Origin of the sequence: Saliphagus sp. LR7, from assembly GCF_003344565.1 — an archaeon.
GTDB classification, from domain to species: domain Archaea; phylum Halobacteriota; class Halobacteria; order Halobacteriales; family Natrialbaceae; genus Saliphagus; species Saliphagus infecundisoli.
The window spans coordinates 135189-158183 of record NZ_QPND01000004.1 but is presented as its reverse complement, the minus strand read 5'-3'; the positions used below and the strand labels follow the sequence as shown (position 1 = coordinate 158183).

At 68.1% G+C, this 22995-nt stretch carries 23 protein-coding genes; 5 read left to right on the top strand and 18 right to left on the bottom strand.

The genetic code is table 11. The features are described 5' to 3' along the window. Nucleotides 1-45: 45 nt before the first annotated feature. From DVH23_RS07910 to DVH23_RS07840, 15 genes are all read right to left on the bottom strand, one after another. Nucleotides 46-1710, bottom strand: coding sequence for a bifunctional N(6)-L-threonylcarbamoyladenine synthase/serine/threonine protein kinase (locus DVH23_RS07910; RefSeq protein ID WP_114576900.1), 1665 nt, complete (start codon nucleotides 1708-1710; stop codon nucleotides 46-48). Between the two features lie 30 nt (nucleotides 1711-1740). Continuing rightward, nucleotides 1741-1875 (bottom strand): 30S ribosomal protein S27ae, encoded by a 135-nt coding sequence (locus DVH23_RS07905; protein ID WP_114576899.1) that lies wholly within the window; start codon nucleotides 1873-1875, stop codon nucleotides 1741-1743. Between the two features lies 1 nt (nucleotide 1876). Then, on the bottom strand, nucleotides 1877-2191 hold the full coding sequence (locus DVH23_RS07900; RefSeq protein ID WP_114576898.1) for a 30S ribosomal protein S24e: 315 nt from the start codon (nucleotides 2189-2191) through the stop codon (nucleotides 1877-1879). A 75-nt stretch (nucleotides 2192-2266) separates the two neighbouring features. Further along, nucleotides 2267-3616 (bottom strand): ABC transporter ATP-binding protein, encoded by a 1350-nt coding sequence (locus DVH23_RS07895; protein ID WP_114576897.1) that lies wholly within the window; start codon nucleotides 3614-3616, stop codon nucleotides 2267-2269. Continuing rightward, nucleotides 3609-4649: an ABC transporter ATP-binding protein gene (locus DVH23_RS07890; RefSeq protein ID WP_114576896.1), complete on the bottom strand. Its 1041-nt coding sequence runs from the start codon at nucleotides 4647-4649 to the stop codon at nucleotides 3609-3611. The genes DVH23_RS07895 and DVH23_RS07890 overlap by 8 nt, the downstream gene beginning before the upstream one ends. Continuing rightward, a complete protein-coding gene (locus tag DVH23_RS07885; protein WP_114576895.1) occupies nucleotides 4646-5833 on the bottom strand; it encodes an ABC transporter permease in 1188 nt (395 codons plus the stop codon). The genes DVH23_RS07890 and DVH23_RS07885 overlap by 4 nt, the downstream gene beginning before the upstream one ends. A 2-nt stretch (nucleotides 5834-5835) precedes the next feature. Next, nucleotides 5836-6810 (bottom strand): ABC transporter permease, encoded by a 975-nt coding sequence (locus tag DVH23_RS07880; RefSeq protein WP_114576894.1) that lies wholly within the window; start codon nucleotides 6808-6810, stop codon nucleotides 5836-5838. Nucleotides 6811-6873: 63 nt separating this feature from the next. Continuing rightward, entirely contained in the window at nucleotides 6874-8898 is a 2025-nt protein-coding gene (locus DVH23_RS07875) for an ABC transporter substrate-binding protein (RefSeq protein ID WP_114576893.1), read from the bottom strand. A gap of 223 nt (nucleotides 8899-9121) precedes the next feature. After that, nucleotides 9122-10105: a hypothetical protein gene (locus DVH23_RS07870; protein WP_114576892.1), complete on the bottom strand. Its 984-nt coding sequence runs from the start codon at nucleotides 10103-10105 to the stop codon at nucleotides 9122-9124. A gap of 55 nt (nucleotides 10106-10160) precedes the next feature. Then, nucleotides 10161-10562 carry a hypothetical protein gene (locus tag DVH23_RS07865; protein ID WP_114576891.1) on the bottom strand — a complete coding sequence of 134 codons (402 nt, stop codon included), beginning with the start codon at nucleotides 10560-10562 and terminating at the stop codon, nucleotides 10161-10163. 51 nt (nucleotides 10563-10613) lie between these two features. Next, the gene (gene uvrA, locus DVH23_RS07860) at nucleotides 10614-13577 is read right to left on the bottom strand and encodes an excinuclease ABC subunit UvrA (RefSeq protein WP_114576890.1); all 2964 of its coding nucleotides are present in this window, start codon (nucleotides 13575-13577) and stop codon (nucleotides 10614-10616) included. A 113-nt stretch (nucleotides 13578-13690) separates the two neighbouring features. Beyond that, complete coding sequence (locus DVH23_RS07855; protein WP_114576889.1) at nucleotides 13691-13948, bottom strand: hypothetical protein; 258 nt, start codon at nucleotides 13946-13948, stop codon at nucleotides 13691-13693. Nucleotides 13949-14076: 128 nt separating this feature from the next. Next, nucleotides 14077-14325, bottom strand: a complete 249-nt coding sequence (locus DVH23_RS07850) for a hypothetical protein (protein WP_114576888.1) — start codon at nucleotides 14323-14325, stop codon at nucleotides 14077-14079. Between the two features lie 82 nt (nucleotides 14326-14407). Then, entirely contained in the window at nucleotides 14408-14839 is a 432-nt protein-coding gene (locus DVH23_RS07845; RefSeq protein ID WP_114576887.1) for a PPOX class F420-dependent oxidoreductase, read from the bottom strand. A gap of 93 nt (nucleotides 14840-14932) precedes the next feature. After that, complete coding sequence (locus DVH23_RS07840) at nucleotides 14933-15673, bottom strand: SDR family NAD(P)-dependent oxidoreductase (RefSeq protein WP_114576886.1); 741 nt, start codon at nucleotides 15671-15673, stop codon at nucleotides 14933-14935. Nucleotides 15674-15771: 98 nt separating this feature from the next. Here DVH23_RS07840 and DVH23_RS07835 point away from each other — a divergent pair, with 98 nt between their 5' ends. The 4 genes from DVH23_RS07835 (at nucleotide 15772) to DVH23_RS07815 (ending at nucleotide 19507) form a co-directional block, all read left to right on the top strand. Next, nucleotides 15772-16221 carry a universal stress protein gene (locus DVH23_RS07835; RefSeq protein ID WP_114576885.1) on the top strand — a complete coding sequence of 150 codons (450 nt, stop codon included), beginning with the start codon at nucleotides 15772-15774 and terminating at the stop codon, nucleotides 16219-16221. 77 nt (nucleotides 16222-16298) lie between these two features. Further along, nucleotides 16299-17267 carry an ROK family protein gene (locus DVH23_RS07830; protein ID WP_114576884.1) on the top strand — a complete coding sequence of 323 codons (969 nt, stop codon included), beginning with the start codon at nucleotides 16299-16301 and terminating at the stop codon, nucleotides 17265-17267. A 43-nt stretch (nucleotides 17268-17310) separates the two neighbouring features. Then, a complete protein-coding gene (locus DVH23_RS07820) occupies nucleotides 17311-19080 on the top strand; it encodes an LVIVD repeat-containing protein (protein WP_232833714.1) in 1770 nt (589 codons plus the stop codon). A gap of 61 nt (nucleotides 19081-19141) precedes the next feature. After that, complete coding sequence (locus DVH23_RS07815; RefSeq protein ID WP_114576883.1) at nucleotides 19142-19507, top strand: NifU family protein; 366 nt, start codon at nucleotides 19142-19144, stop codon at nucleotides 19505-19507. A gap of 91 nt (nucleotides 19508-19598) precedes the next feature. Here DVH23_RS07815 and DVH23_RS07810 read toward each other — a convergent pair whose 3' ends face one another. Continuing rightward, a complete protein-coding gene (locus tag DVH23_RS07810; RefSeq protein WP_114576882.1) occupies nucleotides 19599-20846 on the bottom strand; it encodes an aminotransferase class V-fold PLP-dependent enzyme in 1248 nt (415 codons plus the stop codon). 116 nt (nucleotides 20847-20962) lie between these two features. Between DVH23_RS07810 and DVH23_RS07805 the strand changes: the two genes are divergently transcribed. Next, nucleotides 20963-21232, top strand: coding sequence for a hypothetical protein (locus tag DVH23_RS07805; RefSeq protein WP_114576881.1), 270 nt, complete (start codon nucleotides 20963-20965; stop codon nucleotides 21230-21232). Here the strand turns inward: DVH23_RS07805 and DVH23_RS07800 are convergent, their stop codons facing one another. Both DVH23_RS07800 and panB read right to left on the bottom strand, forming a co-directional pair. Then, a complete protein-coding gene (locus DVH23_RS07800) occupies nucleotides 21233-22165 on the bottom strand; it encodes an alpha/beta fold hydrolase (protein WP_114576880.1) in 933 nt (310 codons plus the stop codon). Further along, a complete protein-coding gene (gene panB, locus DVH23_RS07795; protein WP_114576879.1) occupies nucleotides 22162-22992 on the bottom strand; it encodes a 3-methyl-2-oxobutanoate hydroxymethyltransferase in 831 nt (276 codons plus the stop codon). Before panB ends, DVH23_RS07800 begins: the two co-directional genes overlap by 4 nt. Nucleotides 22993-22995 lie beyond the last annotated feature (3 nt).

Sequence of the window (22995 nt, the reverse complement as noted above, 5' to 3'; positions counted from 1 at the left end):
AGGAACGACGAGCGAGCCGACGCCGACCGGCGGGTCGGACCGGATTCAGGGTTCCGAGACGTACCGCCCGCGGGACTCGATCTCGGCGAGCCGATTTAGAACTCGCTCGTCGCCGGCCGCGCGGTAGCTCTCCCGGAGCGTCGCTCGAAGCGGGTCGGGGTCGTCGGCCGTGCCGACGAGGCTCCCCTCCGCGACGTGGAGGTCCATCGCGTAGTCCTCGACGTGGTCGGTGTGGTAGCCCAGCCCGAAGTCGATGAGATAGGTTCGACCCCCTGCATCGTCCCCATCGCCGTCCGTCCCGGCGCCGACCCGGACGTTCCGCGTCGTCGGATCGCCGTGGACGAATCCCGCGCCGTGGATCGTCGCCAGGTGCGCCCCGACCTCCCGGACCCGCTGCTCGGTGAGAGCGTCCCGGAGGTCGGCGGTCCCGACGCGTTCGAACTCGAGGGTCGCCTCCCGCGGATCGACGTCGGAGAGGACGGGCGTCGACACGCCCTCGCGGCGCGCGAGGCTCGTCAGCCGGGCCTCCCCCGCGGTCCGCTCTCGGCGCAGGCGGTCGTCGAGGTCGGGATGACGGTAGGACTTGGGCAGGCGACGTTTGACCACGCGGTCGCCCTCGGGGGTCACGACCGCCTCGGCGCCCCGAACCGCCTCTCCCTCGGCTCGCCTCGGGGCCGGCTCGGGCGCCTCCCGCCAGGTGACGGGCACCTGGTCGGGCCGGAAGTCGGGATCGACGCGGGAGTCGGCGATCTCGAGGGTGTCGCCGGCCGCGTACATCTTCGCGCCCAACACCGCGATCATCCCCGCGTTGTCCCGCAGGAATCGCGGGTCGGGCGCGTGGAAGCTGGCGCCCCTCGCCTCGCACATCTCCGCGAGCATCCCCCGCAGGCGGGCGTTCTGGCCGACCCCACCCCCCAACACGAGTTCCTCCCGTCCAGTGAGCGAGAGCGCGCGTTCGGCGACCTCCGCGAGCATCGCGAAGACGTTCTCCTGGAGCGAACAGCAAACGTCCTCGACGTCCTCACCCCCGTCGTAGGCCTCCTTCGCCGCCGTCATGATCCCCGAAAACGAGAAGTCCATCCCCTTGACGACGTAGGGGAGGTCGAGCAGCTCCTCGCCCTCCGCGCGGGCGGCCGCCTCCTCGACTTTTGGCCCGCCGGGATGCGACCAGCCGACGTGGCGAGTGAACTTGTCGATGGCGTTGCCGACGCCGGTGTCCATCGTCTCGCCGAGCACGCGATACCGGCCGTTGCGGTAGGCGAGCAGGTGGGCGTTCGCGCCGCTGGCGTTCAGACACACTGGAGAATTGAACTCCGAGGTGTGGCGTCCGATCTCGAGGTGGGCGACCATATGGTTGACCCCGACCAGGGGAACCTCCAGTGTCTGCGCGAGCGCCCGCGCGGCCGTCGCGACGATCCGCAGACAGGGGCCCAATCCGGGTCCCCGGGAGAAGGCGACCGCGTCGACGGGCGGCTCACTGGCGGGTCCATCGACCGTCTCCCGGGCGTGTGAGAGCGCCGTCTCGACGACCCGCGGGATCGCCCCGTGCATGTGTTCGGCGGCCTCGCGAGGGTGGATGCCGCCGCTGTCGGGGAGGTAGGCGTCAGTCTCGATGAAAACGTCCCCGCTTCCGGCGTCGTAGACGGCCGCGCTGGCGGCCCACGCGGTGCCCTCGACGGCGAGGACGCGGATCGACGAATCGTGACTCACGGCGTCCGGAAGGGCGTCAGAACGTGCTCGCTACTCCCACTCGGTGTAGCTACACTTCCCGCAGTGGCGCCGGTCGCCGTGGTCTGCGAGAAACGAGTCGCCACAGCGGGGACACTCCTCGCGTTCGGCCGCGCCGTCGTCGCCGTAGACCTCGTGGTGGGCCATCTCAGGCCTCCTCCGCGTCGGCCTCGCTCTCCTCGTCGGCCGCGATCTTGTTTCGCTCGAGCATGTGGTCCTGTTCGACGTCGCCCGCGTGAGCGGCCGTCTCGTAGACCTTCGCCGAGCCGACGGTCTTTCGCATCCCGAACTTGGTGTCGAGTTCCCGGACGACGACCTCGCCTGCGTCCTTGTTCAGCTTCGCCGCCAGGCTGTCCCGGACCTGGAGCCGGGAGGGTGTGGCGTCGTCGTGGGTCAGTTCGAACGTGACGTCCGTCCGGTGCAACATCGGGTTCTCCTCTTCGGAAACGATTGCGACGTCCATGTGTCCAGTTACCCTACTATCCCGCCGTGGCGCCTAAAAGGATTTCGAAGCCGCGAACGACGGGTTCGCGCCCGCTCACTGGGGCACGTTCTCGACGCCGATCCGCGAGTCGGGCCCGTCGTCGACGTGGAGCAGACACGCCGACTTGTGGTCCGCGTCGTGGTCGACGAACTCCGGGTGCGTGGTCTCACACGGGGTGGTAAACGAAGACGACAGCACCTCCTCGGCCCCGTCGGCGTCGCCGGAGACGAGCCGGTCGAGGGCGGTTTCGAGGGTCTCCTCGGCGGTCGCCGAACCGAGGGGGGCCTCGAGTTCGAACTCGGATCTGAGCTGGGACTTGATCGCCTCGTCCGAGAGGTCGTCGGGTTCGTCGTCGAGAGCGAGGTTCTCGGTCGCCTGCTCGACGTCGACCTCCCGGGATTCAATCCGTTTGCGCAGTGTCAGCAGCCGGCGCCACTCCGCTTGGTCCATCTCCATGTCCTCGGGTTGGATGACCCGGTGACATCGCGTGTGGAACCGACAGCCCGAGGGAGGATCCGTCGGGCTCGGGACGGTGCCCGTCAGCTCGATCTCGTCCAGCGTCGCCCGCGGATCGGGCGTCGGGATCGAGGAGAGCAACGCCTCGGTGTAGGGGTGTTCGGGCCCGTGGAAGACCTCCTCGGTCGGTCCGAGTTCGACGATCTCGCCGAGATACATCACCGCGACCCTGTCACATATCTCACGGATGACGGACATGTCGTGGCTGATAAAGAGCAGGGAGAGGCCGAACTCCGCCTGGAGGTCGTCGATCAGCGAGAGGACCTCGGCTTTGACCGAGACGTCGAGCGCCGACACCGGTTCGTCGGCGATGATCAGGTCGGGGTCGAGTACGAGCGCGCGGGCCAGCGCCAGGCGCTGTTTCTGCCCACCCGAGAACTCGTGGGGATACCGGTCGTAGTCGGACGCCGAGAGATCGACGCGTTCGATCAGGTCCTCGACGATCCGGCGGCGCCGGCCCCGGTCTGTCATCCCGTGGATGGAGAGCAGTTCGGCGATCGTCGCCCCGACGGTCATCCGCGGATCGAAGCTCGAGGAGGGGTCCTGGAAGATCATCTGGGCGTCCCGCCGGAACGCCTTCAGCTCTCCCTTGTCGAACCGGGTGACGTCGTTGGGGTGGGTCCCGTCGTCGTTTCGGGTCGCGCCGCGGCGGTCCCCGCCGTTGAACAGGACCTCGCCGGCGGTCGGCTCCTCTAAACGGATCGCGGAGGTCGCGACCGTCGACTTCCCACAACCGGATTCGCCGACGAGCCCGAGGGTTTCGCCGGGCGCGATGTCGAAGCTGACGCCGTCGACCGCGCGTGCGGCGCCGACCTGGCGGTTCAGGAGCCCCTTCTTGATCGGGTAGTGTTTCTTCAGGTCGCGAACCGACAGCAGGGGCTCAGTCATCGCCCACCCCCCGGGAGGTTTCGGCGTCGCCGGTATCGGCCTCAACGACCGAGGCGTCGTAGCCCGACTGGTAGTAGACACACGAGACGGCCTGGCCGGGCCGAACCTCGACCTCCCGAGGTTGCCCGCCGGCCTCGCAGTCGGCGACGGCGTGCTCACACCGGGGGGCGAACCGACAGCCATCGGGCGGATCGGTCGGCGAGGGAAGCGAGCCGGGGATCCCCCCGATCGAGTCGCTCGTTCCGGGGAGACATTCGAGGAGTTGCTGGGTGTAGGGGTGGGCGGGCCGGTCGAAGACGTCGTAGACGTCGCCTCGCTCCATCACCTTGCCGGCGTACATGACGACGATCCGGTCCGCGATCTGGGCGACGACGCCGAGGTCGTGGGTCACGAAGAGGATGCCCATGTCGAACTCCTCCTGGAGATCGTCGAGCAGCTTGAGGATCTGACCCTGGACGGTGACGTCGAGGGCGGTCGTGGGCTCGTCGGCGATCAGGAGGTCGGGGTCGCCGACCAGCGCCATCGCGATCATCACCCGCTGTTTCTGGCCACCGGAGAACTCGTGGGGGTAGTCGTCGAACCGGGAGCTGGCGTTGGCGATGCCGACGCGGTCCAGCAGATCGATCGCCTTCGCGCGTGCCTCCTCCTGTGAGGCGTCGGTATGGATCGTCAGCGCCTCCGTGATCTGCCAGCCGACGCTGTAGCAGTGGTTCATCGCCTCCTGTGGGTTCTGGAAGATGTGGGCGATGTTGTAGCCACGGATCTCCCGGAGGCGTTCCTCGCTCGCCTCGAGGAGGTCCTCGCCGTCGAACCGGACGCTGCCGGTGACGGTGGCGGGCGGGGACTTGACCAGTCGGGTGATCGACTCGGTCGCGACGGTCTTTCCCGAGCCGGACTCGCCGACGATACAGACGGTCTCGCCGGCGTCGATCGAGAAGTCGATGCCGTCGACGGCGACGAGTTCGCCGCCGTCGGTGTCGAACGTCGTCCGGAGGTTCGCTACCTCGAGCAGTGGGTCGGTGTCAGGAGTCATTGGTCTGTCTCCGCTTGCGCTTCGGGGTTGAGCGCGTCGAGCAGGGCGTCGCCGAGGAAGTTGAACGCGAGGATCGTCAGGAAGAGGACGATCCCGGGGGCCAGGACGATCCAGGGGGCGAAGGCCAGATCGCTCCGGCCCGCCGAGATCAGCTGTCCCCACGTCGGGACCTCGGTGTCGCCGATCCCGAGGAAGGCGAGCTGGGCCTCGAACAGCAGGAAGCCGGGGATGAGCAGCGTCAGCTGGGTGATGATGCTGCTCGCGGTGTTGGGAACGACGTGGCGACGGACGACCCCGTACGTGTTCGCCCCGCTGATCCGACAGGCCTTGATGTACTCCTCCTCGGAGATCGACAGCGCCTTGCTCCGGACGTACCGGGCCGTTCCGCCCCAGGCGAACCCCGAGAACACCAGGATGAACATCCCGATCCCGGCGCCGTAGATGTAGAGGATCAACAGGAACATGAGGAAGGTCGGAAAGGAGAGCACGACGTCGGTGATCCGCATGAGAACCTCGTCGACCCAGCCGCCGGCGTAGGCGCTTACCGTCCCGACGGAGATGCCGACCACGGCGACGATCGTCGTCGCGATGAACGCGATCTGCATGGTGGTCGTCATCCCGTAGACGATCCCCGTCAGGACGTCCCGTCCGCCGTTGGTGGTCCCGAGCGGGTACTCCCAGGTGCCGTGACACCGGCCGTTTGCGATCTCGCCAACACAGTTGGCGACGTTGGCCTGGTCGACCGAGAGGTAGACCGGGGGCTGGTGGCTGATCAGGATGTCCTGTTGGGGCGCGTTCATGAGCAGCGGGCCGATCAACCCGCCGACGAAGACGATCGCCAGCCAGACGAGACTCACGACGGCGGGCCGGTTCCGTTTGAACTCCGTCCAGTAGTGTTTCGTCCGTCTCGGGTTCTGATACAGCGGCAAGACGAGGTAGAACGCGAACAGGAGGAGCGTGAACACGAAGAGGTACTCGAGGCTCGTGATATCGATATCGTAGCCGATCGCCCCGAACGTCGCCTCCCGTTCGTCGACCAGCCGCCAGTCGTAGAGTCCCAGTAGCGCGAGCGGAACGGCGAACGCGAGCATGCCGAGCGTGTTGACCGAGAGGTCGCGTCCGCGGGAGGCGGCGATCTCGTCCCAGTCGACCCGATCGAACCGGTCCTGGTTTTCAGTTGCCATTTTTATCGATCGTCGTAGCTGATACGCGGGTCGAGGACGGTGAAGACGATGTCTTCCAGCAGGTTACCGACGACCGCGATGAACGTGAAAAAGAGGGTCGTCCCCAACACGAGGTTCGTGTCCTGTGCGACCAGCGCCTCGTAGGTGATCCGTCCCAGCCCCGGAATGCCGAAGACGATCTCGACGAGCAGCGACGAGCCCAGAAACAGGGCGAGCAACTGGCCGACGATCGTCGTCGACAGCGGGACCATCGTGGGCCGCAGGACGTGGTACAGGTACGCCCGGATCGGCGAGACGCCCTTGGCCCTGGCCGTCTTCATGAACTCGGAGTTCTGGAACTCCGCGGACTCGTTTCTGGAGACGCGCATGATGCCCCCGATCGAGCCGGTGACGAGGACGAACACCGGCAGGATCAGCTGTCTCACGTTCTCGAGGCTGAAGACGGCGGCGTTGGCGTTGTAGACGACGGGGATCCACTCGAGCCAGACCGCGAACACCAACAGGAGGATGATCGCGAAGAAGAAGTTCGGGATCGCGTAGCCGAAGAAGGCAAACCCCGTCGCGGCGTGGTCCTTCCAGCTGTACATGTTGGCCGCCGAGTAGAGCCCGACGAGCGGGCCGAGAACGAGCGTCAGGATCGTCCAGGGCACCGAGTACTGTGCGGTGTAGTAGAGCCCCTCGTACACCGCCTCCGTGACCGGCTGGCTGCGGTACTGGGACCAGCCCCAGTCTAACGTGTAGACGCTCTGGAGGAAGTCCATGTATCTGACGTGGAGCGGCTCGTTGAGCCCGCGGAGCTCGCGCTCGCGTTCGGCCGCGGCGGCGGGATCGCCGCCCTGGAGGGCCGCCTGTGTCGCCGCCTCCTGGATCGAGGGGTTCGGGGCGAACGAGAGCAACACGAACGTGACCGTGACGATTATGAACGATACTAGCGCCGCCCACAGCATCCTGGCAGTGACGTATGTGGCAAATCCCATATTGTGACCGTCTGAATCTCTGTATCCCGCGAGTACGGTAGCCGCGATCGCTCGAACGGACCCTTACTCCTCGATGTACCAGCCGGGGAAGTCCCAGCCGTTCGCGAAGTTCTCGATCGGTCCGACGAGCCCGTCGTTGTAGCCGATGATGTCGTCGCTAAAGACCAGCATGATGTAGGGCTGCTCCTCGGCGAGGTTGACGAAGATCTCCTGGAACGCCTCCCGGAGTTCCTCCTGGCCCCCGGCGTTGCGAGCCTGTTCGAGGAGGCCCGCGGCGTCGAACTCGGGGTAGTAGCCGACGGGGTTGTACTGGGCAGTGGCGCCGTCGAAGAACACCTCGTTCGTCAGCGGGTTCAAGGGGTAGGTGTTCAGCCCGTACACGAGCGACATGTCCCAGCTCTCGTTTGCGGTCACCGAGCGCGGCCCCGGATTGTTCGGGCCGGGGGACTCCCAGACGACCTCCTCGCCGTCGATCTCGGCGGTGAGTTCCTCCTCGCTTTCGGCCGGCGTGGCGGTCCAGAACTCCTCGCCGAAGCGAGTGCCGTCGATCGCGCTGACCTCGAGGTTGATCCCGAGGTTCTCGGCTAGCTCCTGGGCGATGAACTCCGCGGTGTTTCTCGAGACCTCCTGGCCGGAGCTGTGGAGGACCTCGAGGGTGACCTGGTCGCCGTCGGGGTTGACCATCTGGTCGCCGTCGAAGGCGTAGTCGTGGTCGGACTGCTCGAAGGCGTCCTCGGCGAGGCTACGGGCCATCTCCGAGCCGTACTGGTCGCCGCTCCCGAACGTCGGAATCGAGTCGTCGCCGGGGTAGAAGTCCGAAAAGCGGGGCTGCCAGGTGTAGTGGGGCTCGGCGAGACCGCGATAGATCCCCTCGATCAGGTCGTCCTTGCTGACGGCGACGTTGAGCGCCTGCCGGAACGGGATGTGCCGGAAGAGGTTACCCGGGCCGGCGTTCCAGCCGTTGTCGCGCATGTTGACCGAGAGGATAGTGTTGTACGGCTGTGGGATCTCGTTGACCTGTACCCCATCGAGGTTCCGGAACTCCTCGACGCGTTCCGGCGGGATGCTCGCGGAGTCGGCCTCCCCGGTCTCCAGGGCACCGAGGCGGGAGGCCTGTTCCTCGACGACGCTGATCGTGGCGCTCTCGAAGTACGGCGCGTTACCGAAGCTGTCGGGACCCTCCTCGATGTCCTGGATGTAGTAGTTCTCGTTGCGGCTGTAGCTCGTCCCGGCACCACGGTTCCATTCGTCTAGGACGTACGCGCCGAGGTTACCGGTGAACTGGAGCTCGAGAAGCTCCTCGTCCTGTTGGAGGCCTTCGGCGTCCTCCTCCTCGACGTAGGGCGAAAGGAGGTCCTGGGGAATGGGGTACAGAAGCGGGTCGTAGCTCTCGGGCCAGAGCAGGCTCGGCTCGGGAAGCGTCGCCTGGAACTCGTAGTCGCCAGTCTCCTCGACCTCGACGCCGGCCCAGGAGGTCGCCGCCGCGGTCGCCGCCCACTCGCTCTGGTGGACCTCCTGGATGAGATAGACGAACGTGGAGGCGGTCACCTCGCCGTAAGGGTCGCCGAACTCGAGGCCCTCGCGGACGGTGAACGTCCAGACGGAGCCGTCCTCGGTGGACATGTCGTACAGCAGGGGGAAGTACTCGCTGTTCTCGTCGAACGTGTACCCCTGATCCAGGGCGTAACCGATCGCGGTCCCCGCGCCCGACTCCGTGTTATAGATCGGGTTGAGGGTCTCGAACGACGCGGAGGTGACGTCGTCGTAGGAGTCGGACATCGTGGGCTCGCCCGACCCGCCATCGCTCTCGTTGGTCTCGTTTCCGCCGTCGCTCTCGTTGGTCCCGTTCGTTTCGTTCCCCGTCTCCGTTTCGTCGGCGCTCTCGTTCGTGTCGCCGTTGCCGTTCCCGTTCCCATTGCCGTTGCCGTTTCCATTCCCGTTGCCATTGCCGTTCCCGTTCCCGTTGCCACCGTCGCCGCCCATACAGCCGGCGAGACCGCCGACCCCGCCGACGCCGAGAGCAGCGAGCCACTGTCGGCGGTTGATAACCGTTTCGTCGTCCCGTTGATCGTGAAATCGTCGCGGCATACGCTAACAGAAGCCCACTTTCATAAAAGCTTATTGATTGACGAGCGGCCGCTTCCACGGGGAGATGTTGCTCATGCGTTCGTTTACGAGTCTAAATTGTCGTTTATCGTAACTCATACGGCGATACTACTGAAAATATGCTCTCCGGGAAAGTCGATTAGGAAAAATTAATAAAATTATATATCCTGAAGATATCGCCATCGGTGCCGGGTCGAACCGGTAGTCAGGAAACGACGACGAACCCCCGCGGCGCCAACGCCTCCAGGTCCTCGTCCCACTCGAGCCCGACGCGCTCCCAGGAGTCGCCGAAATCGGGGGAGCGAAAGACGCCACGATTCGTCACGCCGTAGACCACACCGCCGTGGGTCGAGAACTCCGCCCGGACGACGCCCTCGCCCGTCGGGAACTCCCCCTCGAGGCGCTCCCACCGCCCACCGAGGCCCCCACAGCGGTAGACGTAGGCCTCCGCGCGCTCGGCGGTGTGAGCCGAGGAGGCGCCGCTCGCGCTCGAGAGAAGGACTCGGTCTGGGTCGTCGGGATCGGGGACGACCGACCAGCAGTAGCGATGATCGAGTCCCTCCTGTGGGTGGGTCCATGAGTCGCCGCCGTCATCCGAAACCGCGAAGCCGTCGCCCGCGGCCGAGTAGACCCGACCCTCCCGGCCGGGGTGGGTCGCCAGGCTGTGGTTGTCCCGGCGCGACCCCGGCGGGCGCTCGCGCCAGGAGTCGCCGCCGTCCTCGCTGATCAGGAGTGCGCCGGCCTCGATGCCGACGTAGAGGCGGTCGGGATCGAAGGGATCGACCTCGATCCAGCGGGTGTGGTGGGTGTCCGGACGGGGCGGGAAGTACCATTCCTCCTCGGAGGGGAGATCGGCGATCCCCTCGAGACGGGTCCAGCTCCCGCCGCCGTCGTCGCTGCGGTAGACCCGGCTCGGTTCGGTGCCGGCGTAGACGGTATCGGGGTCGTGGGGGCTCACGGCCAGCGACAGCACCGCGTCGCTCACGAAATCGGCCTCGAGGCGCTCGAACGATCGCCCGCCGTCGGTCGAACGCTGGAGCCCGTTCTCGAAGGTTCCCACGAACACGCGGTCGGGTTCCGCGGGCGAGCAGGCGAGACACTGGAGGTCGTACCCCTCCAGCGTCCGGGTGGTCTCCCCGTCCTCGTAGCTCACGAGCACCTCGTCCATCGCCGCGTGGATCCGTGCCATACGCGGGGTAGGCGGCCAGCGGTGAGAAAGCTTCGCCCGCTCGCCCCAGTAGGGCTCAGACCTCCGGCTCCAGCCCGACGCGCTCCGAGCCGCGGGCGTACTGGACACCGATCCAGCAGAGACAGAGACCGGCGGCGGTCGGAAGGAGGACGCCGAACACGAGACTGCCGCTGGTGGACGCGAACGCGCCCGTGAGCACGTATCCCCCGAGGCTGACGAACCCCGATCCGATCAGCCCGTACCAGAGGAGAGTCAGCGGACCGACCGAGACCGAATCGAGGACGTTTCCGAGGACGAGGAGGAGGCCCGAAGCGGCCAGACAGACGCCCCGACGATTTCGAGCGATGTCGTCGGAAGACCGTCGGCGGGAGTCACCACGACGGCAACGGCGATCAGTACCGCACCGCCAACCAACATCGGGCGTCGCCGAGCCATGTACCGACGCGTCTGCGAGCACTCATAACTGTGCGGGCCGACCGCCGTTCGTGGCGAGCGTCATCGGGCCCGGTCAGTCGTCGTCCATCGTCGGCGCCGCGGGTTCCGGGCGGTCGTCGCCGCTCCGGGGCCCCTCGAGATCGACCCGCGGAAGGAGGTCCCGGAGATACCTGCCGGTGTGGGAGTCCTCGGTCCGGGCGACCGCCTCGGGGGTACCCGTCGCGACGACGCGCCCCCCGTGCTCGCCGCCCTCGGGACCGAGGTCGACGACGTGATCCGCGTTCTTGACGAGGTCGAGTTCGTGCTCGATGACGACCACGGTGTTGCCGTCGTCGGTCAGCCGGTGGAGGACGTCGATCAGTTTGCGCTCGTCCTCGCTGTGGAGCCCGGTCGTCGGCTCGTCGAGCAGGTACAGCGTCTCGCCGGTGTCTTTCTTCCCCAGTTCCTCGGCGAGTTTGATCCGCTGGGCCTCGCCCCCCGAGAGGGTGGTCGAGGGCTGGCCGAGCGTCATGTAGTCGAGGCCGACGTCCTTCAGGAGCTCGAGCCGGCGACGGATCTGGGAGTTGGCCTCGAAGAAGTCGTAGGCCTCGCCGACCTCCATCTCGAGGACGTCGGCGATCGTCTTCCCCTTGTACTCCACGTCGAGGGTCGCGTCGTTGTACCGGGCGCCGTCGCAGGCCTCGCAGGGGACGTGGACGTCCGAGAGGAAGTTCATCTCGATTTTTACCGTCCCTTGCCCGCCACACTCCTCGCAGCGCCCGCCTTTGACGTTAAAGGAGAAGCGGCCCTTCTCGTAGCCCCGCTGTTGGGCGAGTTTGGTCTCCGCAAAGAGGTCCCGGACGTAGTCGAAGACGTTCGTGTACGTCGCCGGGTTCGACCTGGGAGTGCGCCCGATGGGACTCTGGTCGATCAGCCTGACGGTCTCGATCGCATCGAGGCCGTCGAGGCCATCGTGGTCGCCCGGGATCACCGAGGTGTTGTCGTTCATCCGGCGGGCGAGCCCCTTGTAGAGGACGTCGTGCATCAGGGTGGACTTCCCGGAGCCGGAGACGCCGGTGATCGCGGTGAAACAGCCCAGGGGAAGCGAGACGTCGACGTCCGCGAGGTTGTGCTGGCGGGCCCCGCGGATCGTCAACTCGCCCGCTCGCTCGCGGCGGTCCCCGGGGACCGGGATCGCCCGACGCCCCGAGAGGTAGTCGCCGGTGATGGAGTCCTCGCAGGCTTTCAGTTCGTCGACGGGGCCGTTGACGACGACGTCGCCGCCCCGCGAGCCGGGGCCGGGGCCCATGTCGATGACGTTGTCCGCCCGGCGCATCGTCTCCTCGTCGTGTTCGACCACCAGGAGGGTGTTGCCCAGGTCCCGCAGCTCCTGGAGGGTGTCGAGCAGGCGGTCGTTGTCGCGCTGGTGGAGCCCGATCGAGGGCTCGTCGAGCACGTACAACACGCCGACGAGCCCCGACCCGATCTGGGTCGCGAGTCGGATGCGCTGGCTCTCGCCGCCCGAGAGGGTGGCGGCCTCGCGGTCCAGCGTGAGGTACTCGAGCCCGACTTCACACATGAATCCGAGGCGGGCGCGGATCTCCTTTAAGATCTCCTCGGCGATCACCTTCTCGCGTTCGGTGAGGTCGGCCTCCATCGCCTCGAAGCGCTCGCGGGCGTCGCCGATGCTCATCCGGTTGACCTCGGTGATCGCCGTGCCGTCTACGAGCACCGCACGCGAGGCCGGCTGGAGCCGGGTGCCCTCACAGACCGGACACGTCGTCGCGCCCATGTAGTCCTCGATGTGCTCGCGGGTCGATTCGGAGTCGGTCTCGAGGTAGCGCCGTTCGAGATTTGGGATGATCCCCTCGAACCGTTTGCGCTTTCGCCGGGTGCCGTTCTTGGTCTGGCGCTTGAACAGCACCTCCTCATTCGTTCCGTACAGAAACGCCTGCTGGGTCTCGCTGTCGAGTTCCTCGAACGGCGTCGAGAGCGGGAGGTCGAAGTGCTCCGCGACGGCGTCCAGTCTGGTCCGGTAGTACGACCGGTTGTAGCTCCAGGGTTCGAACACCGACTTCAGCGGCTTCGATTCGTCCACGACGACGAGGCTCTCGTCGATCTCCTTGGTCTCGCCCAGACCCTCGCACTCGGGACAGGCGCCGTGGGGGGAGTTGAAGGAAAACGACCGGGTTTCGAGTTCGGGAACGTCGATCCCGCAGTGGGTACACGCGAGGTCCTTCGAGAACTCGACGACCGTGCGGTCCTCTTCCGCGACCTCGTCGCCGAGCGCGCCCGTCGACCGGGCTTCGTTCCCGAGATCGGCCTCCTCGGGCGGGTCGGGGAGGATCAGCTTAAGGACGCCCTCCGCCTCGTCGAGGGCGGTCTCGACGCTGTCGACGATCCGCGGACGGTCCTCGGCGCTGACCGTCACGCGGTCGACGACGACGTCGATCGTGTGGTCGTAGTTCTCGTCTAAGTCGGGGCGGTCGGTCGTCAGGTCGTGTTCCTCGCCGTCGACCTCGACGCGGGCATAGCCCTCCGAGACGAGTTCGTCGAAGAGGTCCTCGAAGGCGCCCTTCTGGTCGCGGACGACGGGCGCGGCGATCTTCGCGCGGGTCCCCTCGGGGAGCTCAAGGATGCGCTCGACCATGTTCTGTGCGCTCTGTTCGCCGACCTCGCGGCCACACTCGGGACAGTGGGGCGTGCCGACGCGGGCATACAGCAGGCGGAGGTAGTCGTGGAGTTCGGTGACGGTGCCGACCGTCGACCGGGGGTTGTTCGCGGCGTTCTTCTGGTCGATGCTGATCGCAGGGGAGAGTCCTTCGACGGTCTCGACCTGGGGCTTGTCCATCTGGCCCAGGAAGTTTCTGGCGTACGCCGAGAGGCTCTCGATGTACCGGCGCTGGCCCTCGGCGTACACCGTCTCGAAGGCGAGTGAGGACTTCCCCGACCCCGACAGCCCCGTGACGACGGTCAGGGCCTCACGGGGGATCTCCACGTCGAGGTCCTGCAGGTTGTGCTCCTCTGCACCCCGCACCTCGATGTACTCCGTGCTCATCTACCGGGTTACAGCGGACCGAGTAATGAAGGGCTGTCGGTTGCGTACGCCACCGGGGCGAAAGTGGTTCGTCCGACGGTTCGACGCGGCTCCCGCAGGCGACGCGGTCGCCGTCAGGAGCGGCGGCCGTGGCTCCCGGTCGGGATCGAGCGGTCGGCGTCCGGGAGGTCGACGGCGACCCGCGCTCGGGCCGCGGCGACCGCCCGCGGAACCGCCAGTGCGACGACAGCGCCGAAGACGGCGGCCGCCGCCGGGAGCGGGTAGGAGACGGCGACCATGAGCCCGAAGAACGCGACGACCGTCGCCGAGGCGACGGCGGCGGTCTCGAGCGGGGAGCGATCCGTGGCGGGGTGGATGCCTCGAGGTCTCATACATGTGGTTCCACGTACCGACCCCGCATAAGTGTAATCTGAAACTCATTTCTGTAACCCATCCTACTGAACTCGAGTTCAGTAACGCGGCGGTACGGTCGGGTGGTACTCCGGGAACGACCCGGGTGCTAGAGGTTCCCGCGGAGAATGATCTCGTCGTTGCCCTCGTCGAAGCGGTCGATCATCTCCTCGGTGACGGTGTAGTCCTCCTCGTCTTCCCCTTCCCAGCCGATCTTCGCCATGACGTGTTCGGCGACGCTCGGGTTCGGATCGACCGCGGCCCGCTCGTGTTCCACTTTCGCGACGATGCCGAGTTCCTTTCCTTCCGCGTCGATCACTTTCTTGCCGACGTCGTCGTCGGTCAGCGTTCGTGCCATGCCCGTCGTTCGAAGAGGGGGAGAATAAGTCGGCTGCCTGCAGGGAACTACGTCCGCGGTTGCGATGGGGTCGTCCCCGTGACTACTCGTTGCCGCCTCGCGTGACGACGCGGTCGGCCGGCACGCGGACGATCACGCGCGAGCCCTCCTCGCCGTCCCGGTAGGGGTACTCCTCGACGTCCATGTACTTCTCCGCGAGCATGTCGATGTGGTCGTCGGCGCCCTCCTCGGTCATCGTGGCCTCGCCCCGGATCGAGAGATAGCGGTAGGGGTCGTCCGGATCGGTCACCGAGACGGTGACGCGGGGGTCCTCGCGCATGTTCCGCTCTTTCTTGCGGCCCTCGAGCGTGTTGAAGAGGAGCGCCTCGCCGTCGTCGTGGTCGACCCAGACCGGGGTGACCTGCGCCCAGCCGTCGGACTCGAGGGTCGCGACGTGGCCGAACGCCTTCTTCTCTAGGATCTCGACGTACGACTCGGGGATCGTTCCGCTATGGATGTCCGCGGGATCGCTCATTACGTGGGTACCGACGTGACCGGGGCCAATCGGCGTTTCGCTTTCGAACACCCTGTCGGCGGCCGGACGGGGCCGACGACGCGCGGCCGCCGACTACACGTCCTCGGGGAGCCAGCCGCCGTCGACCTCGACGTTCTCGCCGCTCAGGTAGTCGCTATCGGCGTCGAGGAAGAAGAGCACGGGCCGGACGACGTCCGCGAAGGCCGCAGGCCGGCCACGGGGCAGGTCCTCGGGGAAGACGTCGCTGTTCTCGATCACGTACGGCGAAACGGCGTTGACGGTGATCCCGTCCTCGCTGGTGTCCCCGGCAAGCATCCGGGTGAACATCAGGACGCCGGCTTTCGCGACGAAGTACGGGAAGTTCTCGGGGGCGACGAGGCCCTTCTCCGCGGAGGCGTAGCCGACGTTGACGATCCGGCCGAAGCCCGCCTCGCGCATCGCCGGCAGCGCCCGCTTCGCACAGAGGTAGGTGCCGTTGAGGTTCGTCTCGATCACCCGGTTCCAGGTCGCGAGATCGAGGTCCTCCCAGTGGGCCGGCGCGAAATCGCCGACGTTGTTGACGAGCCCGTTCACCGGCCCGAGATCGGACTCGACCGCCGAGAACAGCCCGTCGACGCTCTCGGGATCGGTGACGTCACCCTGGACCGCCGTCGTCGCCGCCGCCCCGCGCTCGTCGGCCTCGCTCGCGACCTCGCGGGCCGCGTCGGCGCTCGAGTGGTAGTGGACGGCGACGCTCGCCCCGCGGTCGGCCGCCGCGAGCGCGATCGCCCGGCCGAGACCGCGGGCGCTGCCGGTGACGAGGACGGTCCGACCCTCGAGGGCTGTGTCGTCCATAGCGGGAGGTGGGCCGGCGGCGGTTTATACGGCGCGATGCCCGAAGTCGTCGACGGGCCGACAAATGAACTAAGCCGGTCGAGACGCAGGGAGAGAGTATGGCACTCGAGACGATCCTGCTGGCGGTCGGACCGGGCGACGCGGATCGAACGGACGAACTCGCGGCCGCGGTCGTCGAGGTCGCGGGGCCGGCCGGCGCGACGGTCGACCTCGCACACGTCTTCACCGAGTCGGAGTACGAGGACGTGTTGGACCGGCTCGATTTCGACGCCGACCTCGACATCCATCCCGACGAGGTCGCCTCCCGGCACGCGACGATCCGGGAGATCGGTAATCGGCTCGACGACGCCGGCGTCGACTACGAGGTCCACGGCGCCGTCGGCGACCACGGCTCCTCGATCGTCGACCTCGCGGGGGAGGTCGATGCCGACCGGGTCGTCGTCGGCGGGCGCTCGCGTTCGCCCGCGGGGAAGGCGGTCTTCGGCTCGACCGCCCAGGAGGTACTGCTCTCCTCGCCGTGTCCCGTCACGTTCGTCCGTGGCGAGTAGGCGGAGTGCGAACGACCCACTCGCGGGCGGATAAAGATGTGCAGTTAAGTGGGGCCGTGCCCCTCTAACTGGCACGGATGGACTACTACGCCGGCGTCGACCTCGGGGCGACCAACGTCCGGGCCGTCGTCGCCGAGGACGACGGGACGGTCATCGGCTCCACCCGCACGGAGACCCCCCAGGGGCCCACGGGAATCGACGTCACCGAGGCGGTCCTGGCGACGGTCCGTGGCGCCATCGACGACGCGGGCGTCGCCTCCGAGGCGATCCGGGCGGCCGGCATCGGTTCGATCGGCCCGTTCGACCTCGCGGAGGGCGCCGTCGTCGGCCCCGCGAACTTCCCCGACACCGTCGGGCGGATCCCCCTGACCGGCCCGGTCGGGAAGCTGATCGGCTCCGAGGACGTCTACCTCCACAACGACACCAACGCCGGCGTCATCGGCGAGCGCTTTCACTCCGATCGCAACCCCGACGACATGGTCTACATCACCATCTCCTCGGGGATCGGCGCCGGCGTCTGCTGTGACGGCCAGATTCTCGGCGGCTGGGACGGCAACGCCGGCGAGGTCGGCCACTGCGTCGTCGACCCCGCGGGCCGGATGCCCTGTGGCTGTGGCCACGACGGCCACTGGGAGGCCTACTGCTCGGGCAACAACATCCCCGACTACGCGGCGATGCTCGCCGCCGAGGAGGGACTATCGACGGAGCTTCCCCTCGAGTCGGAGTCGTTTACCGCCCGAGACGTCTTCGCGGCCGAGGGCGATCCCGTAGCCGAGCGCACCATCGAGCGGGTCGCCGACTGGAACGCCCTCGGGGTGACGAACGTCGTCCACTCCTTTGCCCCCATCGTCGTCTCCTTCGGCGGCGCCGTCGCCCTGAACAACCCCGAGCAGGTCGTCGATCCGATCCGCGAGCGGGTCGGCGACAGCGTGATGACGAACGTCCCCGAGATCACCGTCACCGACCTCGGCGACGACGTCGTCGTCGAGGGCGCCCTCGCGAGCGCGATGACTGAGGGCACCGGCGACCGGCGGCTGCTGGGGTAGGGGAGAGCCCCACGCTTATTGCTCGCCCGCCCGGAGCGCGGATATGGATCTCTCCCGGCGGACGCTCCTAGCCTCGGTCCCCGCCTCGGCCACGGCCGCCGGCCTCGGGTCGCGGCCGGTCACCGGAAACGGCGTCCAGGCGGACTGGGAGCCCCTCGGTCGGCTCCGGTTGACGGGCGCCGCCGAGGCCGTCGTGAGCGACGGGACGGCCTACGTCGCGACCGTCGACGGCTTCGCAGTCGTCGACCTCGCCGACCCCGCGGGGCCGGAACTCCTCGCCGAACGACGGGGCCTCCGGGTCGCCGACGGCGACCTGCTCGAGGGCGACGGCGCGAACGGGGACGTCGGCGGGAACCCCTCGGATCCGACCGGTGGCGGGGAGAACGACGCGAGCGAGGACGGCGACGGCGATGACGCCGGGACGGCGGAGTCTAGCGGGAACGACACCGCAGGGGAGGACGGCGACCCCGAGAGCAACGATACCGCCGGCGCCGGAACGGCCGACGCCGGCGAGGCGCTCACGGAGATCCTCGACCTCTCGGTCGCGGGCGACCGGCTCGTCGTCCCGGGACCCGCGAACCCCGCCCGGGACGTCTTCACCGGGTTCGCGCTCTACGACGTGAGCGATCCCGCCGACCCCGAGCCCCTCGCAACCCACGAGACCGACTTTCACATCCACAACTCCACGCTCCACGAGGGCTACTGCTATCTCGTCGGCAACGACGGCGAGCGGAACCCGCTCGTGATCGTGGACGTGAGCGGCGACGAGCCCCGCGAGGTCGGGCGGTGGTCCCTGCTCGACCACGAGCCCCGGTGGGCGGACGTCGACCCCTTTCTGTGGTACCTCCACGACGTCACCCTCTCGGACGACATCGCCGTGCTCGCCTACTGGAACGCCGGCACCTACCTGGTGGACGTCAGCGATCCCACGAGCCCGTCGTACGTCGGCCACGTCGCCGAGACCGACGTCGAAGCACAGCTCGAGGTCCCCGCGACGGGCGTCACCGAGGCCCAGCAGACCCTCCCGGGCAACGACCACCACGCGCGGCTCGCGGGCGACCTGCTCGCGGTCGGCCGGGAGGCCTGGGCCGCCGAGGCGGGCGATCCCGAGGGCAGCGGCGGGATCGACCTCTACGACGCGAGCGACCGGCCGGAGATCGACCACCTGGCGACGATCGAGGCGCCGCCGACGGAGGATGCCTCCTACGCGGCCGGCGAGTGGACGACCTCCCACAACTTCTCGCTCCGGGACGGCCGGCTCTACGCCTCCTGGTATCGCGGCGGGGTCTCGGTTCACGACGTGAGCGAGCCCGCGAATCCGGCGGAGATCGCCCGCTTCGAGGACCGTGAGCGGGCGGCGTTCTGGACCGCCCACGCCGCCGACGGGATCGTCGTCGCGCCCTCGACGCCGCTGGTGCCGAACGCACCCACGGAGGGCGCACTCTACACGTTCCCGGCCTCGCTCGAGGGCGAGAGCACGGACAGCGAGGACGGGGCCGCCGGGACCGAAAACGAAACCGAAACCGACGCAGAAGGGGACGAGGAGGGAGCGGGCGGCGACGACGCCGGAACCGAGGCGGAGGGCGGGGGGAGCAACGGCGAGGGTGAAACCGACGACGGGGAGAACGGAACTGACGCGCCGCCGGAGGAGGGGAACGAATCGGCCGCCGACGCCGACGGCGGGAACGGGCTCCCCAGCCTCGAGATCGGGGCCGCGGTCACCGGGGGCGTCGCCGCCGGCGGCGCGGCGGTCCTCGCATGGCTCCGCCTGCGTGGGTCCGGCGGGGCGAGCGAGGACGCCGGGGACCGGTGACCCGCCCGCGAACCGCGTGCGGACCCGAAACTATTCACCCGTCGATTCCCTAGAGGGGGCGATGAGTGACTCCGAGGGAGAGGCGACGCTCAGAGAGCGCGTCGAGCGCTGGCTCGCTCGAGAGATGCCGATCATTCAGATGCACGGGGGAACCAGCGCCGTCCGGAAGGCCGACCCCGAGAGCGGCGAGGTGATCGTCGAACTCGGCGGCGGCTGCAAGGGCTGTTCGGTCAGCGACGTGACGACGGGCAACATCGAGTCAGAACTGATCCAGTGGCCCGAGATCGACGACGTGACGATCCGGGTGCCCGACGCCCGCGAGAGCCTCGGCGGTCCCGACCAGGCCGAGTCGATCATGGGCGTCGACCGGACCGAGGGCGGGCGTGGCGACTGGGGCTCCTCGAACCCCGGCAAGGACCACCTCTAAGCCATCAGTCGGGAACTCGTCTCGAGTCGACCGACCGGGCCGTTCCTCTCCGTTCGTATCTCCGTGCTTCGCTCGTGGCGAAGCACGCTCTCTACGCGAACAGTTCGCGGGCGTCGTCGATCCCCTCCAGCAGGGCGTCTACCTCCTCGCGGGTGTTGTAGAGGTAGAAGGAGGCCCGCGCGGAGGCCGCGACGCCCAGTTCGTCGTGGAGGGGCTGGGTGCAGTGGTCGCCCGCCCGGATCGCGACCGCGTGGTCGTTCATGATCGAGGCCAGGTCGTGAGCGTGGACGCCGTCGATGTTGAAGCTGACCAGTCCGCCTCGGTCGGGACCGGGTTCGGGGCCGTAGATCTCGACGTCGTCGTGTTCGGTGAGCCGATCGTAGGCATAGGTCACGAGTTGGTTCTCGTGTTCGCGGATCCGTTCGAGGCCGATACCATCGAGGTAGTCGGCGGCGGCGTGGATGCCGACGGCCTCGGCGATGGGGGGCGTGCCGGGCTCGAACTTCCAGGGGACCTCGTCCCAGGTCGAGTCCTCGAAGGTGACCTTCCGGATCATCCCGCCGCCGTAGAGGTAGGGCTCCATTTCCTCCAGCAGGTGGGATTTCCCGTAGAGACAGCCGATCCCCGTCGGGCCGGCCATCTTGTGGCCCGAGAAGGCGTAGAAGTCGGCGTCGATCGCCTCGACGTCGACGGGCTGGTTGGGCACCGCCTGGGCGCCGTCGACGAAGATATAGGAGTCGTTCGCGTGGGCGAGGTCGGCGAGCTCCGAGACCGGGTTGATCGTGCCGAGAGTGTTCGAGACGTGGACGGCCGAGACCATCTCGGTGTCCTCGCCGATCAGTTCCTCGGCGTGGTCCATGTCGAGTCGGCCGTCGTCGTCCACGCGGATGTACCGACAGTCGGCGCCCGTTCGTTTGGCGATCTGTTGCCAGGTCACGAGCGAGGCGTGGTGTTCCATCTCCGTCAGAACGACCTCGTCGCCGGGGCCGAGTTCGCGCATTCCCCAGGCGTAGGCCACGAGGTTCTCGCTTTCGGTCGTGTTCTTCGTAAAGACCATCTCCTCGCGACCCCCGGAGGCGCCGACGAACTCGGCGAGGCGGTCGTGGGCGTCCTCGTAAGCGACCGATGCCTCCTGGCTCAGGTGGTGGATCCCCCGGTGGACGTTGGCGTTTTGCTCCCGGTAGTAGTCGCTCATCGCGGAGACGACCGGCTCGGGCGTCTGGGTCGTGGCCGCGTTGTCGAGGTAGACGAGGTCCTCGCCGTCGAACTCCCGCTCGAGGATCGGGTACTCCTCGCGGATCGCCTCGACGTCTACCGTCTCGGCGGTTTGCCGGCTCATTGGCCACAAGGAGGGGCCGAAGACAAAACACTCCTTCGGTCGAGGGGGCACGCGGTCGCGACGGCCCGCTCGCGGGATCCATAGCTTCAACCCCGCCGGGTGGCTACGGCCGGCACATGGACACCGCCGACGCCGACGCGCGGGCACTGACTGCCCGGCTCACCCTCCACAGCGGCAGCGACACGACCGCCCGCGACGACGCCCGCGAGCGCGTCGAGTCGGCGCTCGAAGGGCTCGACGGCTGGCGGATCGAGGGGTGCGAGATCGTCGAGCCGCCGGCAGCCCCCTTCGAGCCCCACACGCTCGCCGTCCGGGTCGTCGCCGACGCCGGAACGACGGACGACGCCGAGGAGGCGCTCGCACGGAACGGGATCGAGGTCGTGTAGTCAGGGAAGGTGTGCGAGGATCGCCCTCGTCACCTCCTCGGGACGGTCCCGGTGGACCCAGTGGCTCGCCCCCGGGAAGCGCTCGATCCGCAGGTCCGTGGCGTAGCGGTCCAGTCCGTCGAGCCGGTCGGTCGAGAGCGCGGCGTCCCGTTCGCCCCAGCAGACCAGCGTCGGGGCGGCCACGGGCTCGACTGGATCGGGGCTGGTGACCGGCGAGAGTCGTCCGCGAAGCTCCGTGCGGACGGTGTGGCGGGCGAACGCCCGGTAGTAAGAAAGCATCGACGCCATGGCACCCGGACGGCAGGCCGCTCGCCGGAACCGGGCGATCTCGCGCTCGGTGAAGGCGCCGGGCTCGGCGGGCCCCTCCCGGAGGACCCTCCCGATCGCCCGACACTCGCGGGCGCCGAGGAGAACCTCGGGAAGCCACGGGAGCTGGATCGCGGCGGCGTACCACGATCGCAGCGCCTGCTCCGCGGTGAGCCCGCGGACGTACTCGACCGGATGGGGTGCGTTCAGGACGACCAGCCGGGAGACGGAATCGTACTCCATCGCCGCTTTCCACGCCACGACCCCGCCCCAGTCGTGGCCGACCAGCGACGCCTCCTCGGAGCCGAGTTCGGAGACGAGTCCCTCGATATCGGCGGCGAGTTCCGGCAGGCGGTAGGCATCGGTCCCGCGCGGTTTCTCCGAGCGGTTGTATCCCCGCAAATCGGGCGCGACGACGCGGTAGCCAGCCGCCGCGAGCGCGGGAAGCTGGCGACGCCAGGTGTACCAGCACTCGGGGAAGCCGTGGAGCAAGACGACGAGGTCGCCGTCGGCGGGTCCGGCGGTGGCATAGTGGAGCCGGACGCCGTTGGTGATCGCCTCCCCGTGGGCCACCGGACCCTCCCCGAAAGCGAACTCCTCGCCGCCCGCGGTCTCGCCGCCAGTCACTGCTCGTCGATCGGCTCGTAGGTGTTCTCCCGAGCCGGGAACCGCCCGGACTCGACGTCCTCGACGTAGTCGGCGACCGCGTCCTCGATGATGCCGTCAAGGTCGGCGTACTGCTTCGAGAGGCTGTAGCCCTCGCCGCCCAGACCCAGGACGTCGGTGATGACGAGCACCTGGCCGTCGACGTGCCGGCCCGCCCCGATCCCGATCGTCGGGACCGAAACGGCCTCGGAGATCCGCTTTGCGACCGCCTCGGTGAGCCCCTCGAGCACCAACGAGAAGATCCCCGCCGCCTCCAGGGCGCGAGCGGTCTCGACCAGCTCGTCGGCAGCCGCGCTTTCCGCGCCCTCCCGGCCCTGGATCACCGCGCCCCCGAGCTGGTTCATTCGCTGGGGCGTGAGCCCGAGATGGCCCTGGACCGGGATGCCCAGTTCCGTACAGCGGGAGACGACCTCGACGGTGGCCTCGCCGCCCGGCGCGGTCTCTAACTTGACCGCGTCGGCGCCAGCCTCCTTCAGGAAGCGCCCGGCGTTCTCGACCGATTTCTCGAGGGAGGTGCCGTAGGACAGAAAGGGGAGGTCGCCGATCACCAGCGCCTCCTCGGCCGCGCGGGCGACCGCCGCAGTATTGGAGAGTTGATCCTCCATCGTCACGGGGAGAGTGCCGTCGTAGCCGAGGTGGTTGTGGCCGGCGCTGTCGCCGACGAGGATCATGTCCACTCCGCCCCGATCGACCAACCGGGCGATCGGGGCGTCGTAGGCCGTCAGCATCGTCAGGGCCTCGCCCTCGTCGTACTTCCACTGGAGGTCGCGGATCGTCGTCTCGCTCATGGC